We start from the raw sequence: 24550 nt of genomic DNA, 5'->3' as shown, positions 1-24550 counted from the left end.
TTGCAGGGTGCATCCCGCCAGGGGGCGGGACGTCCGCAGACGAAGGGACGAAGGCGAGTTCGCGGCGCGACCGGGGTCCGGGGCTGAGCCCCAGGAAGCGGGAGCACGCCAAAGGGGCGGCCACCTCAAGAAGGTGACCGCCCCTCGGTACAGGTCAGAACGGGGCGGGGCTAGCGCCCCTCATCGCGGCGCCGCTGCCAGCGCTGCTCGATCCGGTCCATCATCGAGCGCCGCTGCCGGGCCTGCCGCGGCGCGGCGGAACCGCCCGCACGCGCCTGTTCACCGGGACGCGGCGCCTTGCGCCAACCGGTGACCGCGAGCACCGCACATCCGAGCATGACGAGGAATCCCACCACACTGATCCAGATCTGGGTCATGACACCGGTCATGAGGAGCGCGATACCCACCAGGAAGCCAGCGATCGCCTGGTAGACCCGTCGCCGGGTGTACGTACGCAGCCCGCTTCCCTCAAGCGCTGTCGCGAACTTGGGATCTTCGGCGTACAGCGCTCGCTCCATCTGCTCGAGCATGCGCTGCTCGTGCTCCGAGAGCGGCACGGAGTCCTCCTACTCGTCGGTCGCGGGGGGCGACCGGATGCGGCCCCTTCAGGATAGGCAGGGAATCGCCCCCGTGAAACCCGCCCTCTACGCCAAATCGCCAGCCGGGCCGCCACGGCGGCTCGGCTGTGGAGATTCAATTCCCCATGTGCCGATCCGTCATGCCGGACGGTGTCCCCCGATCATACGGGGCGAAGCCGCCGATCGGGGGGCCTGTGGCGTACTCCATGCGGCACAGCGCCGCTGATCAGCCCGCCGGGGACGGCCGGAGCGGGGTCAGCCGCGCTTCTCGCCCAGTACGTGCAGCTGGGTGGCGACGGCGTGGAAGGCGGGCAGCTCGGCGGCCGCGGCCTCCAGCTTGAGGAGCGCGTCCAGGGCGCCCGGCTCGGTGTCCACCAGGACGCCGGGGACGAGGTCGGCGAAGACCCGCACGCCGTGGACCGCCCCGGCGGTGGCTCCGGCGCCGTCGACGAGCTGGGTGAGCTGCTCGGCGGTGAACCGGTGCGGGACCGGGTCGCCCGCGCCCCAGCGGCCCGCCGGGTCGGAGAGCGCGTGGCGGGCCTCGGTGAAGTGTCCGGCGAGCGCACGGGAGAGCACGGCGCCGCCGAGGCCCGCGGCGAGCAGGCTGAGCGCGCCTTCGGGACGCAGCGCGTCCACCGCGTTGCGTACGCCTTCCGCCGGGTCCTCGACGTACTCCAGGACCCCGTGGCACAGCACCGCGTCGTAGCCGCCGCGCTCGACCACGTCGAAGAGGCCGAGCACGTCGCCCTGGACGCCCTGGACCCGCTCGGCCACCCCCGCCTCGGCGGCCCTGCGCTCCAGCGCGAAGAGCGCGTTGGGGCTGGGGTCGACGACGGTGACCCGGTGGCCGAGGGCGGCCAGCGGCACCGCGAAGTTGCCGGATCCGCCACCTGTGTCCAGTACGTCCAGGGCCTCGCGCCCGGTCGCCTTGACCCGGCGGTCGAGCGCTTCCTTGAGGACCTCCCAGACCACGGCGGTACGGAGAGAGGCGCGGGGGCGCATGGGGTCCGACACGGCAGTTGACTCCTCGGCGCGGTGCCGCCGCGGACGCGGCGTGGGAAGGGGGTGCGACGCGTCCACCCTAATGGGAGGTGGCGGGCCTGACGGGAGGCGGCGGGGCGCCCCGTCATCCGTCGTCGCGTCCCCGGGCCGCTCCGGATCGGCCTCCGGCCGCCGCGGCCGGGGTGGGCGCCCTCAGCCCGTCCCTCGTTCCGGCTCCGCCTCCGCCTCTCGGGTCCTGGGCTGGGGCAGCACGGGCTGGAGGACGAGCAGACGCTCGACCAGGCGCAGGAACATCGCCGCGTCACGGAGCAGGTCGTCGGCGTCCCGGGAAGTGGCGGCGCCCTGGATGCCGGCCTCGGCGCGAGCCCGCCGGTCCGCCCCCGAGGCGAACAGGGCGCTCCACTCGGTCAGTTCGGGCGCTATTTCCGGCAGCACTTCCCAGGCGCTGCGGATCCGCTGCCGGCGGCGCGGGTTGGTCTCGGGCCGGCCGCGCGCGGCGAGGACGGCGGCCGCGGTGCGCAGGGCGGCCAGATGGGCCGTCGCGTACCGCTCGTTGGGGGCGTCGAGGACGGCGGCCTCGTCCAGGCCGCCGCGGGCCTGGGCGAGCAGGTCGAGGGCGGCGGGCGGCGCACCGGCCCGGCGCAGGACGGGGTGGACGTCGTTGGGGGCGCCGTTCAGTGAGGGGGCAGGGCTGCTGGCGCGGCGCCGGGGTGCGGCTGCTGCGGGTGAGCTGGCCATGACGAACCTCCTGTCGTCGTGTGACGGCACTGTGGCCGTATGTGTCCATCGTGAGGCCCACCACTGACAATCGACCCGAATGCCCGGCTGACCTGGCACTTTGCCTCGCATACAGGTTCGGGCTATCTTTTGTACTGACCAGTCAGTTCAAAAGAATGGGGCCGCTGTTACGGCTCCGGGGGACGCGCAGAGCAGGGGGGAATGTGGACAGCCCGCACTCGGAAGTGACCGGCGCGGCGATCCGTGCCGAGGGCTTCGGGCTCAAGGGGCCGCGCGGCTGGGCCTTCAGGGGGGTCGGCATCGACGCGGCCCCCGGCTCGCTCGTCGCGATAGCCGGGCCCTCCGGTTCCGGCCGGACCTGCCTGCTGCTCGCCCTCACCGGCCGCATGAAGCCGGCCGAGGGCTGGGCGCGGGTGGCCGGTGAACAACTGCCCCGCAAAATGGCCGCCGTACGTCGGATCAGCGCGCTCGGCCATGTGCCCGGCGTCAGCGAACTCGACCCGGCGTTCACCGTCGCCGAGCACCTGCGCGAGCGTGTGATGCTGCAGCGCCGCTACGACGGTTCGGTGCGGGCGCTGCTGCGCTCCCCCGCCCGGCGCCGGGCCGAGTCCGGCGCCCGGATCGAGGCGGCGCTGGCCGCGGCGGGCCTCGACCTCGCCTCGCTGCCCAAGCGCGACCAGACCTCCGTACGCGATGTGGAGCGCCTTGAGGCGCTGCGGCTCACGGTCGCGCTGGCGCTGATCCAGCGGCCCCGGCTCCTCGCGGTCGACGACACCGACCTGAAGCTGTCGGACGCCGAACGCGCCGCCGCCTGGGCGCTGTTGCGCTCGGTCGCGGACTCCGGCACCACCGTGCTCGCGGTGTGCAGCGAGGCGCCCGCCGAGGCGGACATCACCGTAGTGACGACAGAAGTTGGCGCCAAGGACGGGGCCACGAGCGAGGAGGGGGCGGCGGATGCGTTCGCCACGGCTGGCAGCGCTTGAGCTGAAGCGGTTCGGCAGGGGGAAGCTGCCGCGGGCCGCACTGGTCGCGCTGCTCCTGCTGCCGCTGCTCTACGGCGCGCTCTACCTGTGCTCGTTCTGGGACCCGTACAGCCGGCTCGACCGGATTCCTGTGGCGCTCGTCAACGACGACAAGGGGGCCGACGCCGCCGGGCAGAAGCTCCACGTGGGCGACGACCTCAGCGAGAAGCTGCTCGACAGCAAGACCTTCGAGTGGCACGAGGTCAGCGCCGCCGAGGCGAGCAAGGGCCTGGAGAAGGGCACCTACTACCTGTCGCTGACGGTGCCCGCCGACTTCAGTAAGAGGATCGCGTCGAGCTCCGGGGACGCCCCGGAGACGGGCGCGCTCCAGGTGCGGACCAACGACGCGAACAACTACATCGTCGGGTCGATCTCCAAGACGGTGTTCTCCGAGGTGCGCGCCGCCGCCTCCACCAAGGCCTCGCGGTCCTTCCTCGACAAGATCTTCATCTCGTTCGGCGATCTCCACGACGCCACCGAGAAGGCGGCCAAGGGAGCGGGCGACCTCAAGGACGGGCTCGGCAAGGCCAAGGACGGCTCCAAGGCGCTGGCCGACGGGCTCGACAACGCCAAGGACGGCAGCGGCAAGCTGGCCGGCGGCATATCGAAGCTCGACACGGGTGCGGGCACCCTGGCCGACGGCGCCCAGAAGGTCGCCGACGGCACCCAGCGGCTCGCGGACGAGGCCAACGGCGTGGCCGGCCAGGCGCGGCCGTACCTCAAGGACAACGGCAAGACCGTCGGGGACTCGGCCAAGCTCCTCGCCGACTCGATCACGCCGGTGCGCGACAACCTCACGAAGATCATCGAGCGCGCCCCCGAGGCGGCGGCCGGCACCCGCAGGGCCTCCCAGGACCTCAACGCCCTCTACCAGCGGCTCTGCGTGGACAAGTCCACCGAGGGACAGGTCTGCCCGACGCTGGACAAGGCCAAGAAGGCGATGGCCACCGGCGCGACCCTTACCGAGGACGTCAACAACCTCGTCAAGGACCAGGGCGGTGACTTCAAGAAGCTCGACAAGGACCTCGGAGACCTCCAGACCAAGGCCCGGGACCTGGCCGCGAAGGCGCCGCACCTCTCCAGCGATCTGGAGACGAAGATCGCCGACATCAACAAGCTCAACAAGGGCGCGCACGACGTCGCCAAGGGCGCGGCCGGCATCCACGCCGGTCTGGGCACCGCCAAGACGGGTTCCACCGACCTCGACACGGGCGTCGGCAAGCTGAAGAAGGGCGCGAGCGAGCTGAACGGCGGCGTCGTGAAGCTCTCCGACGGCTCCGTCCAGCTCGCGACCGGCCTGCACGACGGCGTCGGCAAGATCCCGGACTACGACAAGCAGCAGCGCGACCAGCGCACCGACGTGATGGCCGACCCGGTCAAGCTGGCCTCGCAGGCGATGCACAAGGCGCCCAACTACGGCACCGGGTTCGCGCCGTACTTCATCCCGCTCTCCCTGTGGGTGGGCGCGATGGTCGCGTACATGCTGATCCAGCCGCTCAACCGGCGCGCCCTGGCCGCCGGAGCCTCGGCCTGGCGGATCGCGTTCGCGGGCTGGCTGCCGGTGGCGGCCGTCGGGGTGCTGCAGATCGCCGCGCTGATGTCGGTGCTGCACTTCGGGCTCGGCCTCGAAATGCAGCGGACCGCGGGGACGCTGGGCTATCTGGTGCTGACCTCCTGCTGCTTCGCGGCGATCGTGCAGTGGCTGAACGCCAAGTTCGGGGCGGCCGGGCGCATCCTGGTGCTCGCCGTCCTGATGCTCCAGCTGACCTCGGCGGGCGGCACCTACCCCGTCCAGACGAGCCCGGCGTTCTTCAACGCCATCCACCCCTACCTGCCCATGAGTTACGTCGTGGACGGGCTGCGCCGGCTGATCACCGGCGGCGACCTGGGCGTGGTGTGGCAGGGCTGTGCGGTCCTGGCTGCCTTCACCGTGGGCGCCCTCGCGCTGACGGCGCTGTCCGCCCGGCAGAAGCAGGTGTGGTCGCTCGACCGGCTGCACCCCGAGCTGAGCCTGTGAGAATCGACGCCATGGACAGCAGCAGCACCAGACGGCAGGCGACCCGGCAGAAGCTCTACGAGGCCGCCGTGACGCTCATCGCCGAACAGGGGTTCTCGGCCACCACGGTCGACGAGATCGCCGAGCGGGCCGGCGTCGCCAAGGGCACGGTCTACTACAACTTCAAGAGCAAGACCGAGCTCTTCGAGGAGCTGCTGCGGCACGGCGTGGGTCTGCTGACCGCGTCTTTGCAGGCGGCCGCGGACGAAACCGCCGAGCGGGGTGGAACCAAGGTCGAGGCGCTTGACGCGATGATCCGGGCCGGCCTGGACTTCATCCACCGCTACCCGGCCTTCACCCAGCTGTACGTCGCCGAGTTGTGGCGCACCAACCGCGCCTGGCAGTCGACCCTCCTGGTGGTGCGCCGGGAGGCGGTGGCCGTCGTCGAGACGGTGCTGCGGGACGCGGTGGCGCAGGGCGAGCTGAGCGAGGAGATCGACATCCCGCTCACGGCCGCGGCCCTGGTCGGCATGGTCCTGGTGGCCGCGCTCGACTGGCAGGCCTTCCAGAGCGAGCGCTCCCTGGACGACGTCCACGCGGCGCTGTCAAGGCTGTTGCACGGCAGAGTCAGCGGGCGTTAGCCCCTGCTCCGGAAACGGAAATACGCCGGGCCGGTGCGGTTCAATCCCCCATGAACCGCACCGGCCCGGCGCTTCCCCCGAACGTCCCCCCGGGTATCCCCCGTACCCCGTTGCGTCCAGGGAGCCGCGCCGGTTCCGCCGCCCCGTGTCGGCGGTGCCGGCGCCGCGCCCCTTCCGTGGCTCCACCTTCCCGTCCCCGCAGGTAGGAGCCCATCCGTGCGGGTACTCATCTCACCCCCTAGGTACGGATACTCAGACGTCCGTGCTCAACCTCAGTCGCGAACGGCCGAATCTGGTTAACATCGCGACCGTGTCCGTACTCCCCCTCGTGTTCACCAGCGGCTGGGCGAGCGGGGTCAACGCGTACGCGGTGGTCCTGCTGCTCGGCATCTTCGGCGCCACCGGCCTCACCGACGACGTGCCCGACGCGCTCCAGCGGCCCGACGTCCTGATCGCCGCCGGCATCCTGTTCCTCTGCGAGGCGGTCGCGGACAAGATCCCGTACGTCGACTCGGTCTGGGACTCCGCGCACACGGTGATCCGGCCGATCGCGGGCGCGGTCGTCGGGGCGCTGCTTGCCGGGCAGAACGGTTCGCTGCCGGATCTCGCGGCGGGCGCGGTGGGCGGTTCGACGGCGCTGATGAGCCATCTGGTGAAGGCCGGGACGCGGATGGCGGTGAACACCTCGCCCGAGCCGTTCAGCAACATCGCGCTGAGCACGGCGGAGGATCTGGGCGTCGCCGGGATCATAAGTTTCGCGATCTTCCACCCGCTCGCGGCGGCCTTGATCGCGGGCACGCTTCTGCTCATCGGCATCGTGATACTGGTCGTGCTGTGGCGGAAGATCCGCCGCTTCCGGCGGCGCAGGGCACAGCGCCGGGAGGAGAAGCGGCTGGCCGCGGCGGGGGTTCAGCGGCCGCCGGAGTGAGTTGTCAGTGGCGGCGGATACAGTCGCAGACATGGCACGGATTGCGGTGATCGGCGCCGGTGTGGGCGCCATGGCGGCTGCTGCCCGGCTGGCTGTGGCAGGCCACCGGGTGACGGTGTACGAGCGCTCGTCGACATACGGCGGCGCACTGGGGCGGTTCGAGCGGGACGGGTTCGTCTTCGACACCGGCCCCGGTCTGCTGCGGCTGCCCGCCGTCTACCGCGACCTGTTCGTGAAGACCGGCAAGGAGCCCCTGGAGAGCTGTGTGGAGCTCGCCCCGGTGGATCCGGCCTCGCGCCATCTCTTCGCCGACGGTACGGAACTGTCGCTGCCCAATGCCTCGCGCGCGGGCGTGATGTCGGCGCTCGACGCGGCTCTGGGGGCGGGCGCGGGTGAGCGCTGGGGCGGTTTCCTGATCCGGGCCCGGGAGGCCTGGGACCGCACGCGCCGGCCGCTCCTTGAGGAGCCTCTGTGGCCCAACTGGCAGGTGCTCGCCCGCGAGCCGTATCCCGCGACGAAGCAGCGCCGGCTGCTCCGCGCGCCCCGGACGGCGGCCACGCTCGGCGAGGTCGCCGAGTGGGAGCTGGGCGGCGGCCACCTCGGCGCGCTCCTGGAGAGCTACGCCCTGGAGTACGGCCTGGACCCGAGCACGGCGCCCGCCTCGGCGGCCGTGCTGCCGTACATGGAGCAGACCTTCGGCAGTTGGTACGTCCGCGGTGGCATGCGGGAGCTGGCGCGCGCGGTGTACGAGCGCTGTCGGGCGAGGAAGGTCGAGTTCGTCTTCGACGCCGAGGTGACGCGGGTCCGCGAGAAGGACGGCCGGGCGGCCGGAGTCGAGCTGGCCGGCGGTACGGCCGTGGAGGCGGACCACGTGGTGTGCGGCGCGGACCCGCGCGGCCTCGAACGGATGCTGCCCGGCCGGGAGTTGTGGGTGCCCGGCACGGTCCGGCCCGCCGCCACGGCCCGGCCGAGCCGCTTCACGGTGCTGCTCGCCCTGCGCGGCGCCCGCCCCTCGAACGCCGGGCACCGCACGGTGGTCCACTCCCCCAGCGCCATGGCCGAGGCCCGCGCGGCCTTCACGGGAACGCACGACGGGCCGCCGACGGTCACGGTGCTGCGCCCCGACGATCCGGCGGTGCGGCCCGACGAAGACCACGAGGCGGTGACGCTGACGGCGACGGTCGCACCGCACGGCCCGGTCGACTGGACGGACACGAAGCTGGTCCAGCGGTACACGGACGAGCTGATCGCGGCCGCCGTGCGGGCCGTGCCCGACCTGCGGGAACGGCTCCTGTGGCACGAGTCCCGCACACCGGTGCACATAGCGGAGGCGACCGGCGCCGGGGGCGGTTCAGTACCCGCGCCCTCGCTCGCCGGCGCCGAGGCCACCCTGCTGCACCCGTCCAACACCACCGTTCTGCCGGGGCTCCACCTGGCGGGCGGCTGGGCGCACCCCGGCGGCGGGCTCGCGCACGCCGGGATGTCGGGCGCACTGGTGGCCGGGCTGATCGTGGAGGGGGACGACTTCCGGGGCTCGCAGTGAGCCCCGGCCCGGTGGTCCGCCCGGAGGCCGGTCAGTAGCGGTAGGGCTGCTGCTCGGGGTGGTTCGGCAGATCCGGGTGGTTCGGGTCGTACGGCTGCTGACCCTGCTGCGGCCCCTGCTGCTCGTAGGGCGCGTACTCCCCGTCGCGCTGCTGGGGCACCCAGACGCCGCCCGGCGGGGTGTCCGTCGCGTACTGCGCGGTGAGCGGGTCGGGGTAGGACTGCTGCCCACCGAAGCTGTCGTAGCCGCTGTACGTGCCGTATGCCTGGCTGCCGTTGCCGATGTACGGGTCCGAGTAGGCGGCGTACTGCTGCTGCCCGGCGCCCGCGTCGTCGTACTGCGGGGCGTAGGGGTCGGCGTACGGCTGCTGCGGGTCGTACGCGCCGTACTGGGGCTGCGCCTCGGACTGCTCGGCGGGGCTGTAGATGCCGTACTGGCCGGTCTCGTCGGGCATCGGCTGCGGCTCGTACACCGAATCGGCGTGGCCCGAACCGGCGTGCAGCGTCTCGCCGTTCACGTCCGGGGAGCCGACGCCGGCCGCGTCCTCGTACTGGAGGTCCGAGACTTCGAGGACCGGTTCCGGGGCGGGGGTGCTCTTGCCGCGGCTCGACTTGCGGCGGCGGCTCGCGCCCGGCCTGCCGCCGAGCGCCCAGCCGGTGGAGAAGCCGCGCCGGAAGGAGAGCGTGACGTACACCTGGCCGACGGCGAAGGCGAGCGCACCCAGGATGATCACGAAGACGGACGGGATGAGGACGCCCAGGACCACACCCAGGAATCCGGTGAACGCGAGCAACCGCCAGCGCAGCCGCGCCTTGTACTGCAGCAGCACCTCGCCGAGCAGCCACAGTGCGACGATTCCGAACGCGATGTAGAGGACCGTCCAGCCCATGTACGCCCCTCATTCTCCTGTCCCGGGTGCAGCTGTCCCCTGACCCGGGCCGGTTTCCGGCTACGCCTGCTGGTGCAGGCCGAGATTCTCGTAGATTTCGAGCGTCGCCGTGGAGTTGTTGAGGGTAATGAAGTGCAACCCGGGTACGCCATCGGCGAGCAGCCGCGAGCAGAACTCCGTGGCGAACTCGATGCCAATGGAGCGTACAGCGGCCGGATCGTCCTTGACGGCAAGCATCCGGTCCCGCAGGTCTTCCGGGAAGGCCGCGGTGCTGAGCTGGGGCAGTCGTTCCAGCTGCTTCACGCTGGTCACGGGCATGACTTCGGGGATGATCGGGGTCTCGCAGCCGGCCGCCGAGACCCGGTCGCGCAGCCGCGAATAGTTCTCGGGCTCGAAGAACATCTGGGTGATGGCATAGTCGGCGCCCGCGCGGCACTTGTCCACGAAGTTCCGGATGTCGGAATCCCAGTCCGTGGAGCGGGGGTGCATCTCGGGGAAGGCCGCGACGCCGACGCAGAAGTCGCCCGACTCCCGGATGAGCGCGACGAGTTCGGCCGCGTATGTCACACCCTGGGGGTGCTTGACCCATTCGCCCATGGGGTCGCCCTTGGGGTCGCCGCGCACGGCGAGGATGTTGCGGATCCCCGCGTCGGCGTACTGGCCGACCGTGTGCCGCAGCTCGGCGACCGAGTGGCCGACGGCGGTGAGGTGGGCGACCGGGGTGAGGGTGGTGTCCTCGGTGATCTGCTGGGTGGCCTCGACGGTTCCGGTACGGGTGGAGCCGCCGGCCCCGTACGTCACGGAGACGAAGTCGGGGGCGACCGCTTCGACCCGGCGCAGCGCGTTCCAGAGGTTCCGCTCACCCTTCTCGGTCTTGGGCGCGTAGAACTCGAAGGAGTACGTGGTCTCGCCGGTCGCGAGCATGTCGCGCACCGTTCGTGCGCGATCAGTCCTGGTGGAAGCTGTGCCAAGGGCCATAGTCGCAGGTTAGCCAGGGGTGGTCGGCACCCCAACCAAACGGGGGTTAAATGTCTCGATTGTCGGACTTCTGTCCACCCCTCGGACAGCGTGCCTCTCACCCGGGGTTTTTGATCACGCCGGGCCCAGAGGCCTGTTGATCAGCCCGTCGATCGGCCGGCGCTACGCGAGCCGCTCCCTGACCCGCTTGGCGAGGTCGGCGGTGGCCGCGGCCGGGTCGGCGGCCTCGGTGATCGCCCGTACGACGACGACCCGGTCGGCGCCCGCGTCGAGGACCTCGTCCAGGTTGCCCGCGTCGATGCCGCCGATCGCGAACCAGGGCCGGTCGGTGCGGAGCGAGGCGGTGTAGCGCACCAGGTCGAGGCCCGGCGCGTACCGGCCCGGCTTGGTGGGGGTGGGCCAGCAGGGGCCCGTGCAGAAGTAGTCCACGCCCGGCTCGGCGGCGGCCGCGGCGGCCTCCGTGTCCGCGTGCGTGGAGCGGCCGATCAGCACCTCGTCGCCCAGGATCGCCCGGGCGGCGGGCACCGGCAGGTCGCCCTGGCCCAGGTGCAGCACGCCGGCGCCGATGGCGTGCGCCACGTCGGCCCGGTCGTTGACGGCGAGCAGCTTGCCGTGCCGGCGGCAGGCGTCGGCGAAGACGGCCAGGTGCTCCAGCTCCTCGGCGGCCTCCATGCCCTTGTCCCGCAGCTGCACGATGTCCACACCCGACGTGAGGACGGCGTCCAGGAACTCGGGCAGATCGCCCTGGCGCTTGCGCGCGTCGGTGCACAGGTAGAGGCGGGCGTCGGCGAGCTGCTCACGGGCCGTGGGCATGGAAGGTCCCCCGTTGTGTTCGTCTTCGGCCGGGCCGCGCGGTGTACGGGCCGGGTGGACCGGACCGTACACCGCGGGCTTGTCGGCGCTGTCGGGTGGGCTCTCGGCTCAGAGGGCGAGCGCCTGGGCGCGGCGCTTCACCTCCGTGCCGCGATTCTCACTGAGGGCCTGCGCGGGGGTGCCGGGCAGGCTCGGGTCGGGGGTGAAGAGCCACTCCAGCATCTCTTCGTCGGAGAAGCCGTCGTCCCTCAGGAGCGTCAGCGTCCCGACCAGCCCCTTGACCACCTTGTCGGTGTCGATGAAGGCGGCCGGCACCTGCAGCGCCCTGTTCTCACCGCGGCGTACGGCGATGAGCTGGCCCTCCTTGACCAGCTGCCGTACGCGCGTCACCTCCACGTCCAGCATCTCCGCGATGTCGGGGAGGTAGAGCCAGGCGGGGACGAGAGCATCAATCTTTGCGTCAATCTCGGTCACGGTGACAAGCGTGCCACCTCGCACTGACAGTCGGTACCGGGGTGGTCCCTCGGGGGCTGTGCCCCCGGCCCCCTCCGCGGCGTGTCGGCGCTTGCTCCTGCCCCGGACCTCCCCTCTCCTCAAACGCCGGAGGGGCTTGATTTGAGTTCGGCTGCGGGCCGTTCGTGGCTGGTCGCGCCCACGCGGCGGAGCCGCACGATGTCACGGCCCAGCGCCCCAAAGGGGCGCGGGGAACTGCGCGACCAGCCCCCACCGGGCCGCAGATGAAGCACTCCGCTTCCGCCGAGCGCTTAGCTCACTGCCGCTTTCAGCGGGGTCGACGGGTCCTCCACCTTCGCCCTGTCCAGGGGTTTCGCCGATTCGATCAGTTTGCGGCCCTGGGCCAGGTCCCTGGGGCGGCCCACTGCCAGGACCGCCACCAGCGCCCCGTCCCGGATCCAGCAGACCGACCACGGGGACGAGGACGGGTCGCCGCGCCAGACCAGTTCATCGGCATCGGTGTGGTGGCCCGCGTACTGGACGAAGCGGCCGAACTGTTCGGACCAGAAGTACGGAACCGGGTCGTAGTCGGCGGCGGCCTCGCCCACGATCTCGGCGGCCACCGTGCGCGGGCCCTGCAGCGCGTTGTCCCAGTGGTGGACCAGCAGGCGTTCGCCGAAGCGGGCCGAGGGGAACGAGGCGCAGTCGCCCACCGCGTACACGTCGGGGAGCGAGGTGCGCAGGCGGGCGTCCGCTGTGATCGCGCCCTCGGGGCCGAGCGCGATGTCCGAGCCGGTCAGCCAGCCGGTCGCGGGGCGGGCGCCGATGCCGATGACTACGGCGTCGGCGGGCAGCCGGCGGCCGTCGGCGAGCAGCACCTCGCCCGGCACGACCGCCTGGACCCGGGCGCCGGTGAGGAGTTCGGCGCCGGACTCGGCGTACCAGTCGGCCATGGAGGCGGCGACCTCGGCGGGGAGCACTCCGGCCAGCGGGCGGTCGGCGGCCTCCACGACGGTGACCTCGCAGCCCGCCTCGCGTGCGGCCGTCGCGAACTCCGCGCCGATCCACCCGGCGCCCACCACCACGATCCGGTGCCGCTGGTCGAGGACCGGGCGCAGCCGCCGCGCGTCGTCGAGGGTGCGCAGCAGATGGACGCCGGGGACGCCCGCGCTGCCGGGCAGGGTGAGCGGTTCGGCGCCGGTGGCGATGACGAGGGTGTCGTAGCCGACCTCGCCCGCCTCGGTCACGACCACGTGCTCGGCGGGCCGCACCCCGGTGACTTCGAGGCCCAGGCGCAGGTCCACGCCGAGCGCCTCGAAGTCCACCTCGAAGGCCGAGCCCTCGGCCTTGCCGAGCAGGACCGCCTTGGAGAGCGGGGGCCGGTCGTAGGGCTGGTGGGGTTCGGCGCCGATGAGGGTGATGGCTCCGGCGAAGCCCTGTTCGCGCAGGGCCACGGCGGTCTGCACGCCGGCCATGCCCGCGCCGACGACGACCACGTGCCGTGCTTCGGAATGCGTCTGCTTTTCGCTCACCCGATCACCATAAGCAGCTGACTATTCGTCAGGTAAGGGGCCCGGTCGACGCGGGCACCCCCCGGTCGCCCGGACGCTCCCTTACTCGGGGCCAGGGGCTCGGGCTATGGTGGCTGGCGTAAAGCACTCGCGGGAGCCCGGACGCACCGGGCTGAGAGGGAGGCTGGCGGCCTCCGACCGTACGAACCTGATCCGGGTCATGCCGGCGAAGGGAGGGGCTGGACGCCCATGCGTTCTTCACGAATCGGGTCCGGGAACGGGTCCGACGTCCTCGTGGTCGGGGGCGGCATCATCGGGCTCGTCACCGCCTGGCGGGCCGCCCAGCGCGGCCTCGGTGTCGTGCTCGCCGACCCCGAGCCGGGCGGCGGGGCCGCCCAGGTCGCGGCCGGAATGCTCGCCGCCGTCACCGAACTCCACTACGGCGAGCAGACCCTGCTCGCCCTCAACGTCGAATCCGCCCGCCGCTACCCGGCCTTCGCGGCCGAGCTGACGGAGGTCACCGGCCTCGGCACCGGCTACCGCGCCTGCGGCACCCTCGCCGTGGCGCTCGACTCCGACGACCGCGCCCACCTGCGCGACCTGCACGCGCTCCAGGTCCGCTGCGGCCTGGAGTCCGAGTGGCTGTCCGGGCGCGACTGCCGCCGTCTGGAACCCATGCTGGCGCCCGGCGTGCGCGGCGGGCTGCGGGTCGACGGCGACCACCAGATCGACCCGAGAAGGCTGGCGAAGGCGCTGGTCGGCGCGTGCTCACAGGCCGGGGTACGGTTCGCGCACGGCTGGGCCGAGCGGCTCTCGGTCGTACGGGAGCGGGCCGCGGGAGTCGTCCTGGCGGACGGCACCGAGCTGGCCGCCGACCAGGTCGTGCTCGCCGCGGGCAGCCTCAGCGGCCGCCTCGCGGGGGTACCGGAAGAGCTCCTGCCTCCCGTACGCCCCGTCAAGGGCCAGGTGCTGCGACTGACCGTGCCGCCCGCCTACGCGCCCTTCCTGTCCAGGACCGTGCGGGCGGTGGTGCGGGGCAGCGAGGTCTATCTCGTACCGCGTGAGAACGGCGAGCTCGTCGTCGGCGCCACCAGCGAGGAACTCGGCTGGGACACCACGGTCACCGCGGGCGGCGTCTACCAACTGCTGCGCGACGCACACGAGTTGGTGCCGGGGATCACCGAGCTTCCGCTCACCGAGACCCGGGCGGGCCTTCGCCCCGCCTCCCCCGACAACGCGCCCCTGCTCGGGCCGACCGCGCTGCCCGGGCTGCTGCTCGCGACCGGGCACTACCGCAACGGCGTGCTGCTCACCGCGGTCACCGGCGATGTCATGGCGCACGTCCTGACCACCGGTGAACTGCCCGACGAGGCACGCCCGTTCACCCCCCGACGCTTCACCTCCGCACCGCAGGAGCTGACGACCGCATGACCATCTCCGTCAACGGCGAGCCCCGCGCGCTCGCCTCCGGGACCACCCTCGACGCCCTCGTCGCCACCCTCACCCCGAGCCGCTCCGGGGTCGCCGCCGCCGTCAACGAGGCGGTCGTGCCGCGCAGCGCCTGGCCCACGACCACGCTCGGCGACGGCGACCGCGTCGAGGTCCTCACCGCCGTACAGGGGGGCTGAACCATGGCCGACGACCTGCTGACCATCGCCGACACCACCTTCGACTCCCGCCTGATCATGGGCACCGGCGGGGCGCCCAGCCTCGACACGCTGGAGCGGGCGCTCGCCGTCTCCGGCACCGAGCTCACCACGGTCGCGATGCGCCGCCTCGACCCGACCGTGCAGGGCTCGGTCCTGTCCGTCCTCGACCGGCTCGGCATCCGGGTGCTGCCCAACACCGCGGGCTGCTTCACCGCGGGCGAGGCCGTACTGACCGCGCGCCTGGCCCGCGAGGCGCTCGGCACGCACTGGGTGAAGCTGGAGGTCGTCGCCGACGAGCGCACCCTGCTGCCCGACCCGATCGAACTGCTCGACGCCGCCGAGGTGCTGGTCGACGACGGGTTCACGGTGCTGCCGTACACCAACGACGACCCGGTCCTCGCGCACAAGCTGGAGGACGTCGGATGCGCGGCGATCATGCCGCTCGGCTCCCCCATCGGCTCCGGGCTCGGTATCCGCAACCCGCACAACTTCGAGCTGATCGTGGACCGGGCGACCGTACCGGTGATCCTCGACGCGGGCGCGGGCACCGCCTCCGACGTCGCGCTGGCGATGGAGCTGGGCTGTGCGGCGGTGATGCTGGCCTCGGCGGTGACCAGGGCCCAGGAGCCGGTCCTGATGGCGGAGGCGATGCGGCACGCGGTGGAGGCGGGCCGCCTCGCCCACCGCGCGGGCCGCATCCCCCGCCGCCACTTCGCCGAGGCGTCCTCGACGATGGCGGGGCGGGCCGCGCTGGACCCGGAGCGGCCCGCGTTCCAGGGCCTGCCCGCCGGAACGCCCTTCACAACGGATTAGACCGTCCGCGTCACAGCTCGGCTTCAGTCCGGGCTCTTGTACGTACGCGGCGTCAAGGGGGTCGCGAGGCGCTCGTAAACTCTCCCCCGTGGATACGACCCTTCATGACCCCCTCGTCGGGCAGGTGCTCGACGGCCGCTACCGCGTCGACGCGCGTATCGCCGTCGGCGGTATGGCCACGGTCTACCGGGCCGTCGACACCCGCCTCGACCGGGTCCTCGCCCTCAAGGTGATGCATCCGAGCCTCGCCGCGGACGCCTCCTTCGTGGAGCGCTTCATCCGCGAGGCCAAGTCGGTGGCCCGGCTCGCGCACCCCAATGTGGTCGGCGTCTTCGACCAGGGCGCGCAGGGCCAGTACGTCTATCTCGCGATGGAGTACATCGCGGGCTGCACCCTGCGCGACGTGCTGCGCGAGCGCGGCGCGCTCCAGCCGCGGGCGGCCCTCGACATCCTGGAGCCGGTGCTCGCGGCCCTCGGCGCCGCCCACCGGGCCGGGTTCGTCCACCGGGACATGAAGCCCGAGAACGTCCTGATCGGGGACGACGGCCGGGTCAAGGTCGCCGACTTCGGCCTGGTCAGGGCCGTCGACTCGGTCACCAGCACCACCGGCTCCGTCCTCGGCACCGTCTCGTACCTCGCCCCCGAGCAGATCGAGCAGGGCACGGCCGACACCCGCGCCGACGTGTACGCGTCCGGTGTCGTCCTGTACGAGATGCTCACCGGCGCCAAGCCGCACAGCGGGGACACCCCCGCCCAGATCCTGTACGCCCACATCCACGAGGGGGTGCCCGCGCCGTCCGCGACCGTGCCCGGTCTCGCCCTGGAGCTGGACGAGCTGGTCGCCTCGGCGACCGCCCGCAACCCCGACGTCCGCCCGCACGACGCGGTCGCCCTGCTCGCGCAGGCCCGCACGGCCCGCGCGGCCCTCGGCGACGAGCAGTTGGACGCGGTCCCGCCGGGCGCGCGCTCCTCGGCCGGGGAGACCGCCGGCGCCGACGACCGTACGAGCGTGATCCCGCGGGCCGTGACAACACCGGTCACCCCGGCCGCCCGGCCGCTGCCCGCGGAGTCCGTCCGCGAGGATCCCGTCAACCGCACCAGCCGGCTGATCATGCCGCAGCGCATCGAGGACGAGCCGGAGCCCGCCCCCCACAGGCGGCGCGGGCGCCTGAACAACCGGCGCGGTCTGATCGCCCTCGTGGCCGCGCTGCTGCTGGTCCTCGGCGTCGGCGCGGGCGTCTGGTACATCAACTCCGGCCAGTTCACCCGGGTTCCCGCGCTCATCGGGCAGGGCGAGGACGCGGCCAAGAAGAAGCTTTCGGGCGCCGGGCTCGGCGTCAAGAAGATCGACCGGCAGTTCAGCGACACCGTGGAGCGGGGCCAGGTCATCTCGACCGATCCGGCCACCGGCGCCCGCATCCGCGGCAACGGCTCGGTGACGCTGGTCGTCTCGCGCGGCCCCGAGACGGCTCAGGTGCCGACGCTGGACGGGATGCCGCTCGACCAGGCGAAGAGCGAGCTGCGGAAGGCGGGCTTCGCGCCCGGGGACACCTCCAGCGAGTTCAACGAGAGCGTCCCGCAGGGCTCGGTGATCCGTACCGACCCGCCCGCGGGCGTCAAGCGCCACACGGACGCGGCCGTCTCGATGGTCGTCAGCAAGGGCGCCCCCGTGGACGTACCGGGCGTGGTCGGCGACTCGGTGGCCGATGCCACCGCGGCCCTCCAGGGCGCCGGGCTCAAGGTCACCGTCGCGCCCGACCAGGTCAACTCGCCGCAGGACGCGGGCAAGGTCGCCGCCCAGTCTGCCGCCGAGCACGCACAGCTCGCCAAGGGCGACAGCGTTACGCTGACCGTGTCCAAGGGGCCCCGGATGGTCCCCGTCCCGAAGGTGACCGGCGAGAAGGCCGCCGACGCCCAGAAGGACCTGGAGAAGGCCGGCTTCAAGGTGAAGGTCGACCGCGGGTTCCCGTTCCTCAGCGACGAGGTGTCGGGCCAGTCCGTCGCGGCCGGGTCCCAGGCGCCCGAGGGCTCCACCATCACCATCACCACCAAGGGACTGTAGGTAGTCACCCCATGCGCAACCCCATCGGCGGCCACGTCCCCGTGGCCGGCGGCCTCGCCACGATCGGGCTCTCCTACGCGCGCGACATCGGCGCCGAGACCGTGCAGGTCTTCGCCGCCAACCCGCGCGGCTGGGCCACCCCCACCGGGAACCCGGCCCAGGACGAGCTGTTCCGGGCCGAGTGCGCCGAGGCCTCGATCCCGGCGTACGTCCACGCCCCGTACCTGATCAACTTCGGCTCGCACACCGAGGCGACGGTGGAGAAGTCGGTGGAGTCGCTGCGGCACTCGCTGCGCCGGGGCCGTGAGATCGGCGCGCTCGGCGTGGTCGTGCACACCGGCTCGGCGACCGGTGGGCGCCCGCGCGCGGAGGCTCTCGCGCAGGTCCGTACGCATCTGCTGCCGCTGCTCGACGAACTGACCCACGACGACGACCCGTTCCTGCTCCTGGAGTCGACCGCCGGGCAGGGGTCCTCATTGTGCTCGCTCACCTGGGACTTCGGCCCGTACTTCGAGGCCCTGGACTCCCACCCCAGGCTGGGCGTCTGCCTGGACACCTGCCACATCTACGCGGCGGGGCACGACCTGGCCGGGCCCGGCGGGATGAAGCAGACCCTGGACCTCCTGGTGGACACCGTCGGCGAGGGCCGGCTCAAGCTGATCCACGCCAATGACTCCAAGGACGTGGCCGGCGCGCACAAGGACCGCCACGAGAACATCGGCTCCGGACACATCGGCGAGGAGCCGTTCCGCGAGCTGCTCGGGCACCCGGCGACCGAGGGCGTACCGCTGATCATCGAGACCCCGGGCGGCAAGGAGGGGCACGCGGCGGACGTGGCCCTGCTGAAATCCCTGCGGCCGTAACGCTCAGCCTCAGAGCTCGGGGCCGTCCCCGGGCTCCTCCTGGTAGGAGTAGCGCTGCTCGCGCCAGGGGTCGCCGATGTTGTGGTAGCCCCGCTCCTCCCAGAAGCCCCGGCGGTCCGCCGTCATGTACTCGATGCCGCGGACCCACTTGGGGCCCTTCCAGGCGTAGAGGTGCGGGACGACCAGGCGCAGCGGGAAGCCGTGTTCGGCGGTGAGCAGCTCGCCGCCGTTGTGGGTGGCGAAGAGCGTACGGTCGCTGAGGAAGTCGGCCAGGCGCAGGTTGGAGCTGAAGCCGTACTCGGCCCAGACCATCACATGGGTGACATCGGGTGCGGGCGGCGCGAGTTCGGCGATCGTGCGGGTGCTGACCCCGCCCCATTCGGCCCCGACCATCGAGAACTTGGTGACGCAGTGCAGGTCGGCGACCACGGTCTCGAACGGCAGCGCCGAGAACTCCTCGTGGTTCCAGCAGTGCTTGTCGCCGTCGGCGGTGGCCCCGAAGACCCGGAACTCCCAGCGCTCCGGCTTGAACTTGGGCACCGGGCCGTAGTGGGTGACCGGCCAGCCGCGCTGGAGCCGCTGCCCCGGCGGAAGCTCCGTCTGCGCTGCTTCCTGCCGCTCCCGGCTCTCCGGCTGACCCATGACTCCATGGTGACAGACCCCGAGGGGTGGTGATGACCAGGGACGTCCCGATTCGGGCAACTCCTACTAAGCATGCACTTACTGGACGCCCTCTGATCACGGTGCAAGGATGCGCGAAACCTGCCCAGTTACCGCTTGGAAGGAGCCTCTGCGATGCAGGGCGACCCCGAGGTCATCGAATTCCTGAATGAGCAGCTGAGTGCCGAGCTGACGGCGATCAACCAGTACTGGCTGCACAGCGCGATGCAGGCCAACTTCGGCTGGACGAAGCTGGCCAAGTACACGCGTCACGAGTCGATCGACGAGATGAAGCACGCGGAGGTGCTGACCGACCGGATCCTCTTCCTGGACGGCCTGCCGAACTTCCAGCGCCTCTTCCATGTGCGCATCGGGCAGACGGTCACCGAGATGTTCCAGGCGGACCGGCAGATCGAGGTCGAGGCGATCGACCGTCTCAAGCGCGGCATCGAGGTCATGCGGGCGAAGGGCGACATCACGTCCGCGAACATCTTCGAGTCGATCCTGGCCGACGAGGAGCACCACATCGACTATCTCGACACCCAGCTGGAGCTGGTCGACAAGCTCGGCGAGGCGCTCTACATCGCGCAGCTCATCGAGCAGCCGGAGAGCTAGGCGGCCTCGTCCAGGACTGGGGCGAGCTCCGGGGCGACGGCTGTGAGCGCGGGCTTTCCCTGCTCCACCAGCTCCCGTCGGGGGCAGGAGCCACGTCCGAGCAGCGCCTGGATGCGGCGTACGCACGAACCGCAGTCGGTGCCCGCCTTGCAGGCGGAAGCTATCTGGCGGGGGGTGCAGGCACCGCCGTCCGCGTGCTTCTTGACCTGCTCCTCGGTGACACCGAAGCAGTTGCATACGTACACGCGGTTCACCTCCCGGAGCGATCGAGCGGGGTCGATGGGTATGGCCCGTCCCGATCGATCGATTCCCGATTCCTCGGTGAGGCTAACCTAACCTTACCCGGCGCCCCGGTTGCGCAAAAGCCCCGGATACGCCAGTGGGGCGCGGATCACACGGATCCGCGCCCCACTGCTCCGCTTACGGGAAGAACTACTGGTCGCGGTACATCTCGGCGACCAGGAACGCCAGGTCCAGGGACTGGCTGCGGTTCAGGCGCGGGTCGCAGGCCGTCTCGTAGCGCTGGTGCAGGTCGTCGACGAAGATCTCGTCGCCGCCGCCCACGCACTCGGTGACGTCGTCACCGGTGAGCTCGACGTGGATGCCGCCCGGGTGCGTGCCGAGCGCCTTGTGGACCTCGAAGAAGCCCTTGACCTCGTCCAGGACGTCGTCGAAGCGGCGCGTCTTGTGGCCGGAGGCAGCCTCGAAGGTGTTGCCGTGCATCGGGTCGGTGACCCAGGCGACGACCGCACCGGACGCGGTGACCTTCTCGACCAGGTCGGGCAGCTTGTCGCGGACCTTGTCGGCGCCCATGCGGACGACGAAGGTCAGCCGGCCCGGCTCGCGGTCCGGGTCGAGGCGGTCCACGTAGGTGAGCGCCTCGTCGACGGAGGTCGTCGGGCCGAGCTTGATGCCGATCGGGTTGCGGATCCGGGAGGCGAACTCGATGTGCGCGCCGTCCAGCTGCCGGGTGCGCTCACCGATCCAGACCATGTGGCCGGAGGTGTCGTACAGGTGGCCGGTGCGCGAGTCGGTGCGGGTCAGCGCCGACTCGTAGTCGAGCAGCAGCGCCTCGTGCGAGGCGTAGAACTCGACGGCCTTGAACTCGGCGGGGTCGGTGCCGCAGGCCTTCATGAAGTTCAGCGCGTTGTCGATCTCGCGGGCGAGCTGCTCGTAGCGCTGGCCGGAGGGGGACGACTTCACGAAGTCCTGGTTCCAGGCGTGCACCTGGCGCAGGTCGGCGTAGCCGCCGGTGGTGAAGGCGCGGACCAGGTTGAGCGTGGAGGCGGACGCGTTGTACATCCGCTTCAGGCGCTCGGGGTCCGGGACGCGGTCCTTCTCCGTGAAGGCGAAGCCGTTCACGGAGTCGCCGCGGTAGGTCGGCAGGGTCACGCCGTCGCGGGTCTCGGTGCCCTTGGAGCGGGGCTTGGAGTACTGGCCGGCGATGCGGCCGACCTTCACCACGGGCACGGAGGCCGCGTAGGTGAGGACGGCGCTCATCTGGAGGAGGGTCTTGAGCTTGGCCCGGATGTGATCGGCCGAGACGCCGTCGAAGGCCTCGGCGCAGTCGCCACCCTGGAGCAGGAACGCCTCGCCCTGGGCGACGGCTCCCAGACGGGCACGCAGCTGGTCGCACTCGCCCGCGAAGACGAGCGGCGGATACGACTGGAGGTCCGCGATCACATCGCGCAGAGCCTCGGCATCGGGGTACTCGGGCTGCTGCGCCGCGGGAAGGTCACGCCAGGTGTTTACGTTCACGGTCACCGGACCCACATTACGGGGTCCACCCAGCCGTCCACCCCAGCGACCACCAAATGAGACACCGGCCACGCGGATCCGGCCGGAAGCGGGCCGCCTCGAAGCCGCTCCTGCCCCTCCCTCATCCAGTCACCCCCTGTTAATGTCACGCCACTTACTGAATACAGGGCAAAGTGACCAGGGGTGGGTGTGAGCCGAAGCGTGAGCAGAAGGCAGCAGAGACACGTAGCGAAGAAGTTCCTCGCGTACTCGGTGGCCGGGGCCGTGGCCGTCACCGCGTTCGGGCCCGCGGCGGTGGCGGCGCCGCGCGTCGTGGGGGCGGCGCAGGACGGCGAGGGGCGGCCGGGCTCGGCCCTGCAGGCCCAATTCGCCGAAGCGGCCAAGGAGTTCAAGGTTCCGCAGAGCGTCCTGATGGCGGTCTCCTACCGCCAGACGCGCTGGGAGGACCACGACGGGAAGCCCAGCACGTCGGGCGCGTACAACGTCATGGGCCTGACCCGGGTCATGCCCGGTGACGTGGAGCGGCCCAGCGCCCGGGAGCTGCTCGCCCACCTCAACATGAGCGGCGACCCGGCGGTCATGAAGAAGTTCGACGCCAAGAACGCGCCGACGTCCGAGGCCGCCGTCGACACCGACGACCCGGCGCTGCACACGCTCGACGAGGCCGCGAAGCTCATCGGCGAGCCGGTGGACGCGGTCCGTACCGACACCGCCCAGAGCATCCGGGCGGGCGCGGCGCTGCTCGCCCGGTACCAGCGCGCGGCCACCGGCTCGCTGCCGGCCGACCCGGGCGGCTGGTACGCGGCGGTGGCTCGCTACAGCCAGGCCTCCGACCTCAAGGGCGCCGCCGCCTTCGCCGACCGCGTCTTCGCGTCGATGCGCTCCGGCGAGAGCCGGCTCACCACGGACGGCCAGCGCCTGGCGCTGCCCGCGGACCCGGCGGTGAAGCCCGTCGGTCCGCCGCGGATGCCGCCGGCGGCCGGAACGAGCGCGGTCGCCGCGGACGCGACGACGCCCGAGTGCCCGTCGGGCCTCAACTGCGACTTCATCGCGGCCGACGTGAACAACTACAACGTGGCGACGCGGCCGGACAACGGCTTCGACATCCGGCAGATCGTGATCCACGACACGGAGTCCCCCTACCAGGCCGCCGTCGACCACTTCAGGGACCCGAAGAGCAGCGCCAGCGCGCACTACATCGTCAAGGACGACGGCAGCCTCGTCACGCAGATGGTGGCGACGAAGGACGAGTCGTACCACGCGGGCAACAAGACGGTGAACATGCACGCGCTCGGCATCGAGCACGTGGGCTTCGCCATGAAGACGGGCAGCTGGTACGGCGAGCCGCTCTACGACTCGTCCGCGACGCTGGTGAAGTACCTGGCCGGCAGGTTCGGCATTCCGCTGGACCGCGAGCACATCATCGGCCACGACGAGGTGCCCGGTCCGCTGGACAACTACGTCACCACGCAGCACTGGGACCCGGGTCCGTTCTGGGACTGGAACCACTACATGTCCCTGCTCGGCGCCCCGACCGGCGTCGGCGGTGCGGGCCAGCCGCTCACGGCCGGCCAGGTCGTCAAGGTCGTCCCGCCGTTCAGCGCCCAGACGTCGACGTACTACGACCCCGACACCAAGATCCGCACCACCTTCGACCAGCCGGTCGACTTCGGCTACCTGTACGCGACCCCGTCGACCGGCGGCGCCCCGCTGGCCGACCCGTACCTGGGTACGCAGGTCGCGACCGAGGGCCCGAACTGGGCCAACAAGGTCGTCGCGGGCGGCCAGTACGTCGTCGCGGACTGGCAGGGCGACTGGACGGCGATCTGGTACGGCGGCCAGAAGGCCTGGTTCTACAACCCGGGCGGCCAGTACACCTCCGTCGTGGCCCCCTCGACCCCGGTCGTCCTGAAGGCCAAGGGCACCGCCGCGGTCCAGGTCTACGGGCGCGCCTACCCCGAGGACGCGGCGTACACGGGCACCGGGGTGCCGGTGCAGAACAACAACTCCGCCTCGCTGACGAAGTACAGCATCCCGGCCGACCAGGCCTACGTCGCGGCGGGTCCCCCGGTCGCCGGTGACTACTACCTCGGCGGCACCACCCTTGGCACCCTGGTCAAGGGCACCCAGACCTTCTACCCGATCCGGTACAACCACCGGATCGCCTGGGTGAGGACGGCCGATGTCGAGCAGGTCACCCCGGCGGGCCCGGTGCGCGCCGACAACCGCTACAACCTGCTGGCGCGGGACGCGAACGGCGGGTTCTGGCAGTACCAGGGCTCGGGCGACATCGCACAGCCCTTCCTGACCCGGTTCAAGATCGGCACCGGCTGGGGCATCTACAACGCCATGACGGACCTGTCGGACTTCCGTGCCGACGGCCAGGGCGACCTGATCGCCCGCGACACATCCGGGGTGGCCTGGTACTACAAGGGCAGCGGCAACCCGGCGGCCCCGTTCGGCGACCGGGTCCGGCTCGGCGCGGGCTGGGGCGTCTTCACCTCCCTGGTGGGCGCGGGCGACCTCACCGGTGACGGCCGGGCCGACCTGATCGCCCGGGACGGCGACGGCAAGCTCTGGCTCTACCCGGGCACGGGCGGCCCCGCCTTCGGCAACCGCACGCAGATCGGCACCAGCTGGCAGATCTACGACCAGATCCTGAGCACCGGCGACCTCGACCGCGACGGCAAGGGCGACTTCGTGGCCCGCGAGCCGTCCGGGAAGCTGTGGTTCTACCCGGGCACGGGCAGTGCGGTGCAGCCGTTCGGCGACCGCCACCAGATCGGCACCGGCTGGAACATCTACAACGCGATCGTCAGCTCGGGCGACCTGGACGGGGACGGCAAGCCGGACCTGACCGGCCGCGACGCCGACGGCAAGCTGTGGTTCTACCCGGGCAACGGCGGCTCGGTGCAGCCGTTCGGCGACCGCCGCCAGATCGGCACCGGCTGGAACATCTACAACACCCTGCTCTGACCTTCCGATCGGGAGATCCCGATGGCGCCGCTACTCGGCGGTGCCATCGGGTAGAGTGCCCG

Annotated in this window: 23 protein-coding genes and 1 riboswitch; of the genes, 12 read left to right on the top strand and 11 right to left on the bottom strand. The window is 71.6% G+C overall.

Features of this window, described 5'->3' with window-relative positions; all coding sequences use genetic code 11:
• Positions 1–170: 170 nt before the first annotated feature.
• From ACWC2B_RS04480 to ACWC2B_RS04470, 3 genes are all read right to left on the bottom strand, one after another.
• Complete coding sequence (locus ACWC2B_RS04480; protein ID WP_450714939.1) at positions 171–557, bottom strand: DUF3040 domain-containing protein; 387 nt, start codon at positions 555–557, stop codon at positions 171–173.
• 276 nt (positions 558–833) lie between these two features.
• On the bottom strand, positions 834–1592 hold the full coding sequence (locus ACWC2B_RS04475) for a methyltransferase (RefSeq protein ID WP_450714938.1): 759 nt from the start codon (positions 1590–1592) through the stop codon (positions 834–836).
• Between the two features lie 180 nt (positions 1593–1772).
• Positions 1773–2318 carry an SAV_6107 family HEPN domain-containing protein gene (locus tag ACWC2B_RS04470; protein WP_450714937.1) on the bottom strand — a complete coding sequence of 182 codons (546 nt, stop codon included), beginning with the start codon at positions 2316–2318 and terminating at the stop codon, positions 1773–1775.
• 203 nt (positions 2319–2521) lie between these two features.
• Between ACWC2B_RS04470 and ACWC2B_RS04465 the strand changes: the two genes are divergently transcribed.
• From ACWC2B_RS04465 to ACWC2B_RS04445, 5 genes are all read left to right on the top strand, one after another.
• Complete coding sequence (locus ACWC2B_RS04465; RefSeq protein ID WP_450714936.1) at positions 2522–3301, top strand: ATP-binding cassette domain-containing protein; 780 nt, start codon at positions 2522–2524, stop codon at positions 3299–3301.
• Positions 3273–5357 carry a YhgE/Pip family protein gene (locus ACWC2B_RS04460; protein WP_450714935.1) on the top strand — a complete coding sequence of 695 codons (2085 nt, stop codon included), beginning with the start codon at positions 3273–3275 and terminating at the stop codon, positions 5355–5357. Before ACWC2B_RS04465 ends, ACWC2B_RS04460 begins: the two co-directional genes overlap by 29 nt.
• An 11-nt stretch (positions 5358–5368) precedes the next feature.
• Entirely contained in the window at positions 5369–5977 is a 609-nt protein-coding gene (locus ACWC2B_RS04455) for a TetR/AcrR family transcriptional regulator (protein WP_450714934.1), read from the top strand.
• A gap of 310 nt (positions 5978–6287) precedes the next feature.
• Positions 6288–6905 carry a DUF4126 domain-containing protein gene (locus tag ACWC2B_RS04450; protein ID WP_450714933.1) on the top strand — a complete coding sequence of 206 codons (618 nt, stop codon included), beginning with the start codon at positions 6288–6290 and terminating at the stop codon, positions 6903–6905.
• A gap of 31 nt (positions 6906–6936) precedes the next feature.
• Entirely contained in the window at positions 6937–8448 is a 1512-nt protein-coding gene (locus ACWC2B_RS04445) for a phytoene desaturase family protein (protein ID WP_450714932.1), read from the top strand.
• Between the two features lie 31 nt (positions 8449–8479).
• Here the strand turns inward: ACWC2B_RS04445 and ACWC2B_RS04440 are convergent, their stop codons facing one another.
• The 5 genes from ACWC2B_RS04440 to ACWC2B_RS04420 all read right to left on the bottom strand — a co-directional run bounded on the left by ACWC2B_RS04440 (position 8480) and on the right by ACWC2B_RS04420 (position 13056).
• Positions 8480–9337 (bottom strand): hypothetical protein, encoded by an 858-nt coding sequence (locus tag ACWC2B_RS04440; RefSeq protein WP_450714931.1) that lies wholly within the window; start codon positions 9335–9337, stop codon positions 8480–8482.
• Between the two features lie 60 nt (positions 9338–9397).
• A complete protein-coding gene (gene metF, locus ACWC2B_RS04435) occupies positions 9398–10315 on the bottom strand; it encodes a methylenetetrahydrofolate reductase [NAD(P)H] (protein ID WP_450714930.1) in 918 nt (305 codons plus the stop codon).
• A gap of 162 nt (positions 10316–10477) precedes the next feature.
• Entirely contained in the window at positions 10478–11128 is a 651-nt protein-coding gene (gene thiE, locus ACWC2B_RS04430; protein ID WP_450714929.1) for a thiamine phosphate synthase, read from the bottom strand.
• Positions 11129–11236: 108 nt separating this feature from the next.
• Positions 11237–11602: an Rv2175c family DNA-binding protein gene (locus ACWC2B_RS04425; RefSeq protein WP_053727812.1), complete on the bottom strand. Its 366-nt coding sequence runs from the start codon at positions 11600–11602 to the stop codon at positions 11237–11239.
• A 290-nt stretch (positions 11603–11892) separates the two neighbouring features.
• Positions 11893–13056, bottom strand: a complete 1164-nt coding sequence (locus ACWC2B_RS04420; protein WP_450715223.1) for an NAD(P)/FAD-dependent oxidoreductase — start codon at positions 13054–13056, stop codon at positions 11893–11895.
• A gap of 176 nt (positions 13057–13232) precedes the next feature.
• A riboswitch (TPP riboswitch) is annotated at positions 13233–13344 on the top strand.
• On the opposite strand from ACWC2B_RS04420, the gene thiO reads away from it, so the two are divergent.
• The 5 genes from thiO (at position 13342) to ACWC2B_RS04395 (ending at position 18479) form a co-directional block, all read left to right on the top strand.
• Positions 13342–14523 carry a glycine oxidase ThiO gene (gene thiO, locus ACWC2B_RS04415; RefSeq protein ID WP_450714928.1) on the top strand — a complete coding sequence of 394 codons (1182 nt, stop codon included), beginning with the start codon at positions 13342–13344 and terminating at the stop codon, positions 14521–14523. (Overlaps the previous riboswitch by 3 nt.)
• Entirely contained in the window at positions 14520–14720 is a 201-nt protein-coding gene (gene thiS / locus ACWC2B_RS04410) for a sulfur carrier protein ThiS (protein WP_053727752.1), read from the top strand. The genes thiO and thiS overlap by 4 nt, the downstream gene beginning before the upstream one ends.
• A gap of 3 nt (positions 14721–14723) precedes the next feature.
• Positions 14724–15554, top strand: coding sequence for a thiazole synthase (locus ACWC2B_RS04405; RefSeq protein WP_450714927.1), 831 nt, complete (start codon positions 14724–14726; stop codon positions 15552–15554).
• Between the two features lie 88 nt (positions 15555–15642).
• Entirely contained in the window at positions 15643–17616 is a 1974-nt protein-coding gene (gene pknB, locus ACWC2B_RS04400; RefSeq protein WP_450714926.1) for a Stk1 family PASTA domain-containing Ser/Thr kinase, read from the top strand.
• A gap of 11 nt (positions 17617–17627) precedes the next feature.
• Complete coding sequence (locus tag ACWC2B_RS04395; RefSeq protein ID WP_450714925.1) at positions 17628–18479, top strand: deoxyribonuclease IV; 852 nt, start codon at positions 17628–17630, stop codon at positions 18477–18479.
• Positions 18480–18488: 9 nt separating this feature from the next.
• On the opposite strand, the gene ACWC2B_RS04390 is transcribed toward ACWC2B_RS04395, so the two are convergent.
• Complete coding sequence (locus tag ACWC2B_RS04390; protein WP_450714924.1) at positions 18489–19121, bottom strand: sulfite oxidase-like oxidoreductase; 633 nt, start codon at positions 19119–19121, stop codon at positions 18489–18491.
• A 153-nt stretch (positions 19122–19274) separates the two neighbouring features.
• Here ACWC2B_RS04390 and bfr point away from each other — a divergent pair, with 153 nt between their 5' ends.
• Positions 19275–19754, top strand: a complete 480-nt coding sequence (bfr, locus tag ACWC2B_RS04385; RefSeq protein ID WP_053727747.1) for a bacterioferritin — start codon at positions 19275–19277, stop codon at positions 19752–19754.
• Here bfr and ACWC2B_RS04380 read toward each other — a convergent pair.
• Together ACWC2B_RS04380 and ACWC2B_RS04375 are read right to left on the bottom strand one after the other, a co-directional pair.
• Positions 19751–20008 carry a (2Fe-2S)-binding protein gene (locus tag ACWC2B_RS04380; RefSeq protein ID WP_450714923.1) on the bottom strand — a complete coding sequence of 86 codons (258 nt, stop codon included), beginning with the start codon at positions 20006–20008 and terminating at the stop codon, positions 19751–19753. The two genes, bfr and ACWC2B_RS04380, sit on opposite strands and share 4 nt — an antisense overlap.
• A gap of 178 nt (positions 20009–20186) precedes the next feature.
• Entirely contained in the window at positions 20187–21527 is a 1341-nt protein-coding gene (locus tag ACWC2B_RS04375) for a class II 3-deoxy-7-phosphoheptulonate synthase (RefSeq protein ID WP_450714922.1), read from the bottom strand.
• A 186-nt stretch (positions 21528–21713) separates the two neighbouring features.
• Between ACWC2B_RS04375 and ACWC2B_RS04370 the strand changes: the two genes are divergently transcribed.
• Positions 21714–24488, top strand: coding sequence for an N-acetylmuramoyl-L-alanine amidase (locus ACWC2B_RS04370; RefSeq protein ID WP_450714921.1), 2775 nt, complete (start codon positions 21714–21716; stop codon positions 24486–24488).
• Positions 24489–24550: the final 62 nt, after the last annotated feature.

The organism is Streptomyces sp. NPDC001415 (genome assembly GCF_053597395.1).
The sequence above is the reverse complement of the archived record's forward strand: the minus strand, read 5'-3'. Positions and strand labels throughout refer to the sequence as shown.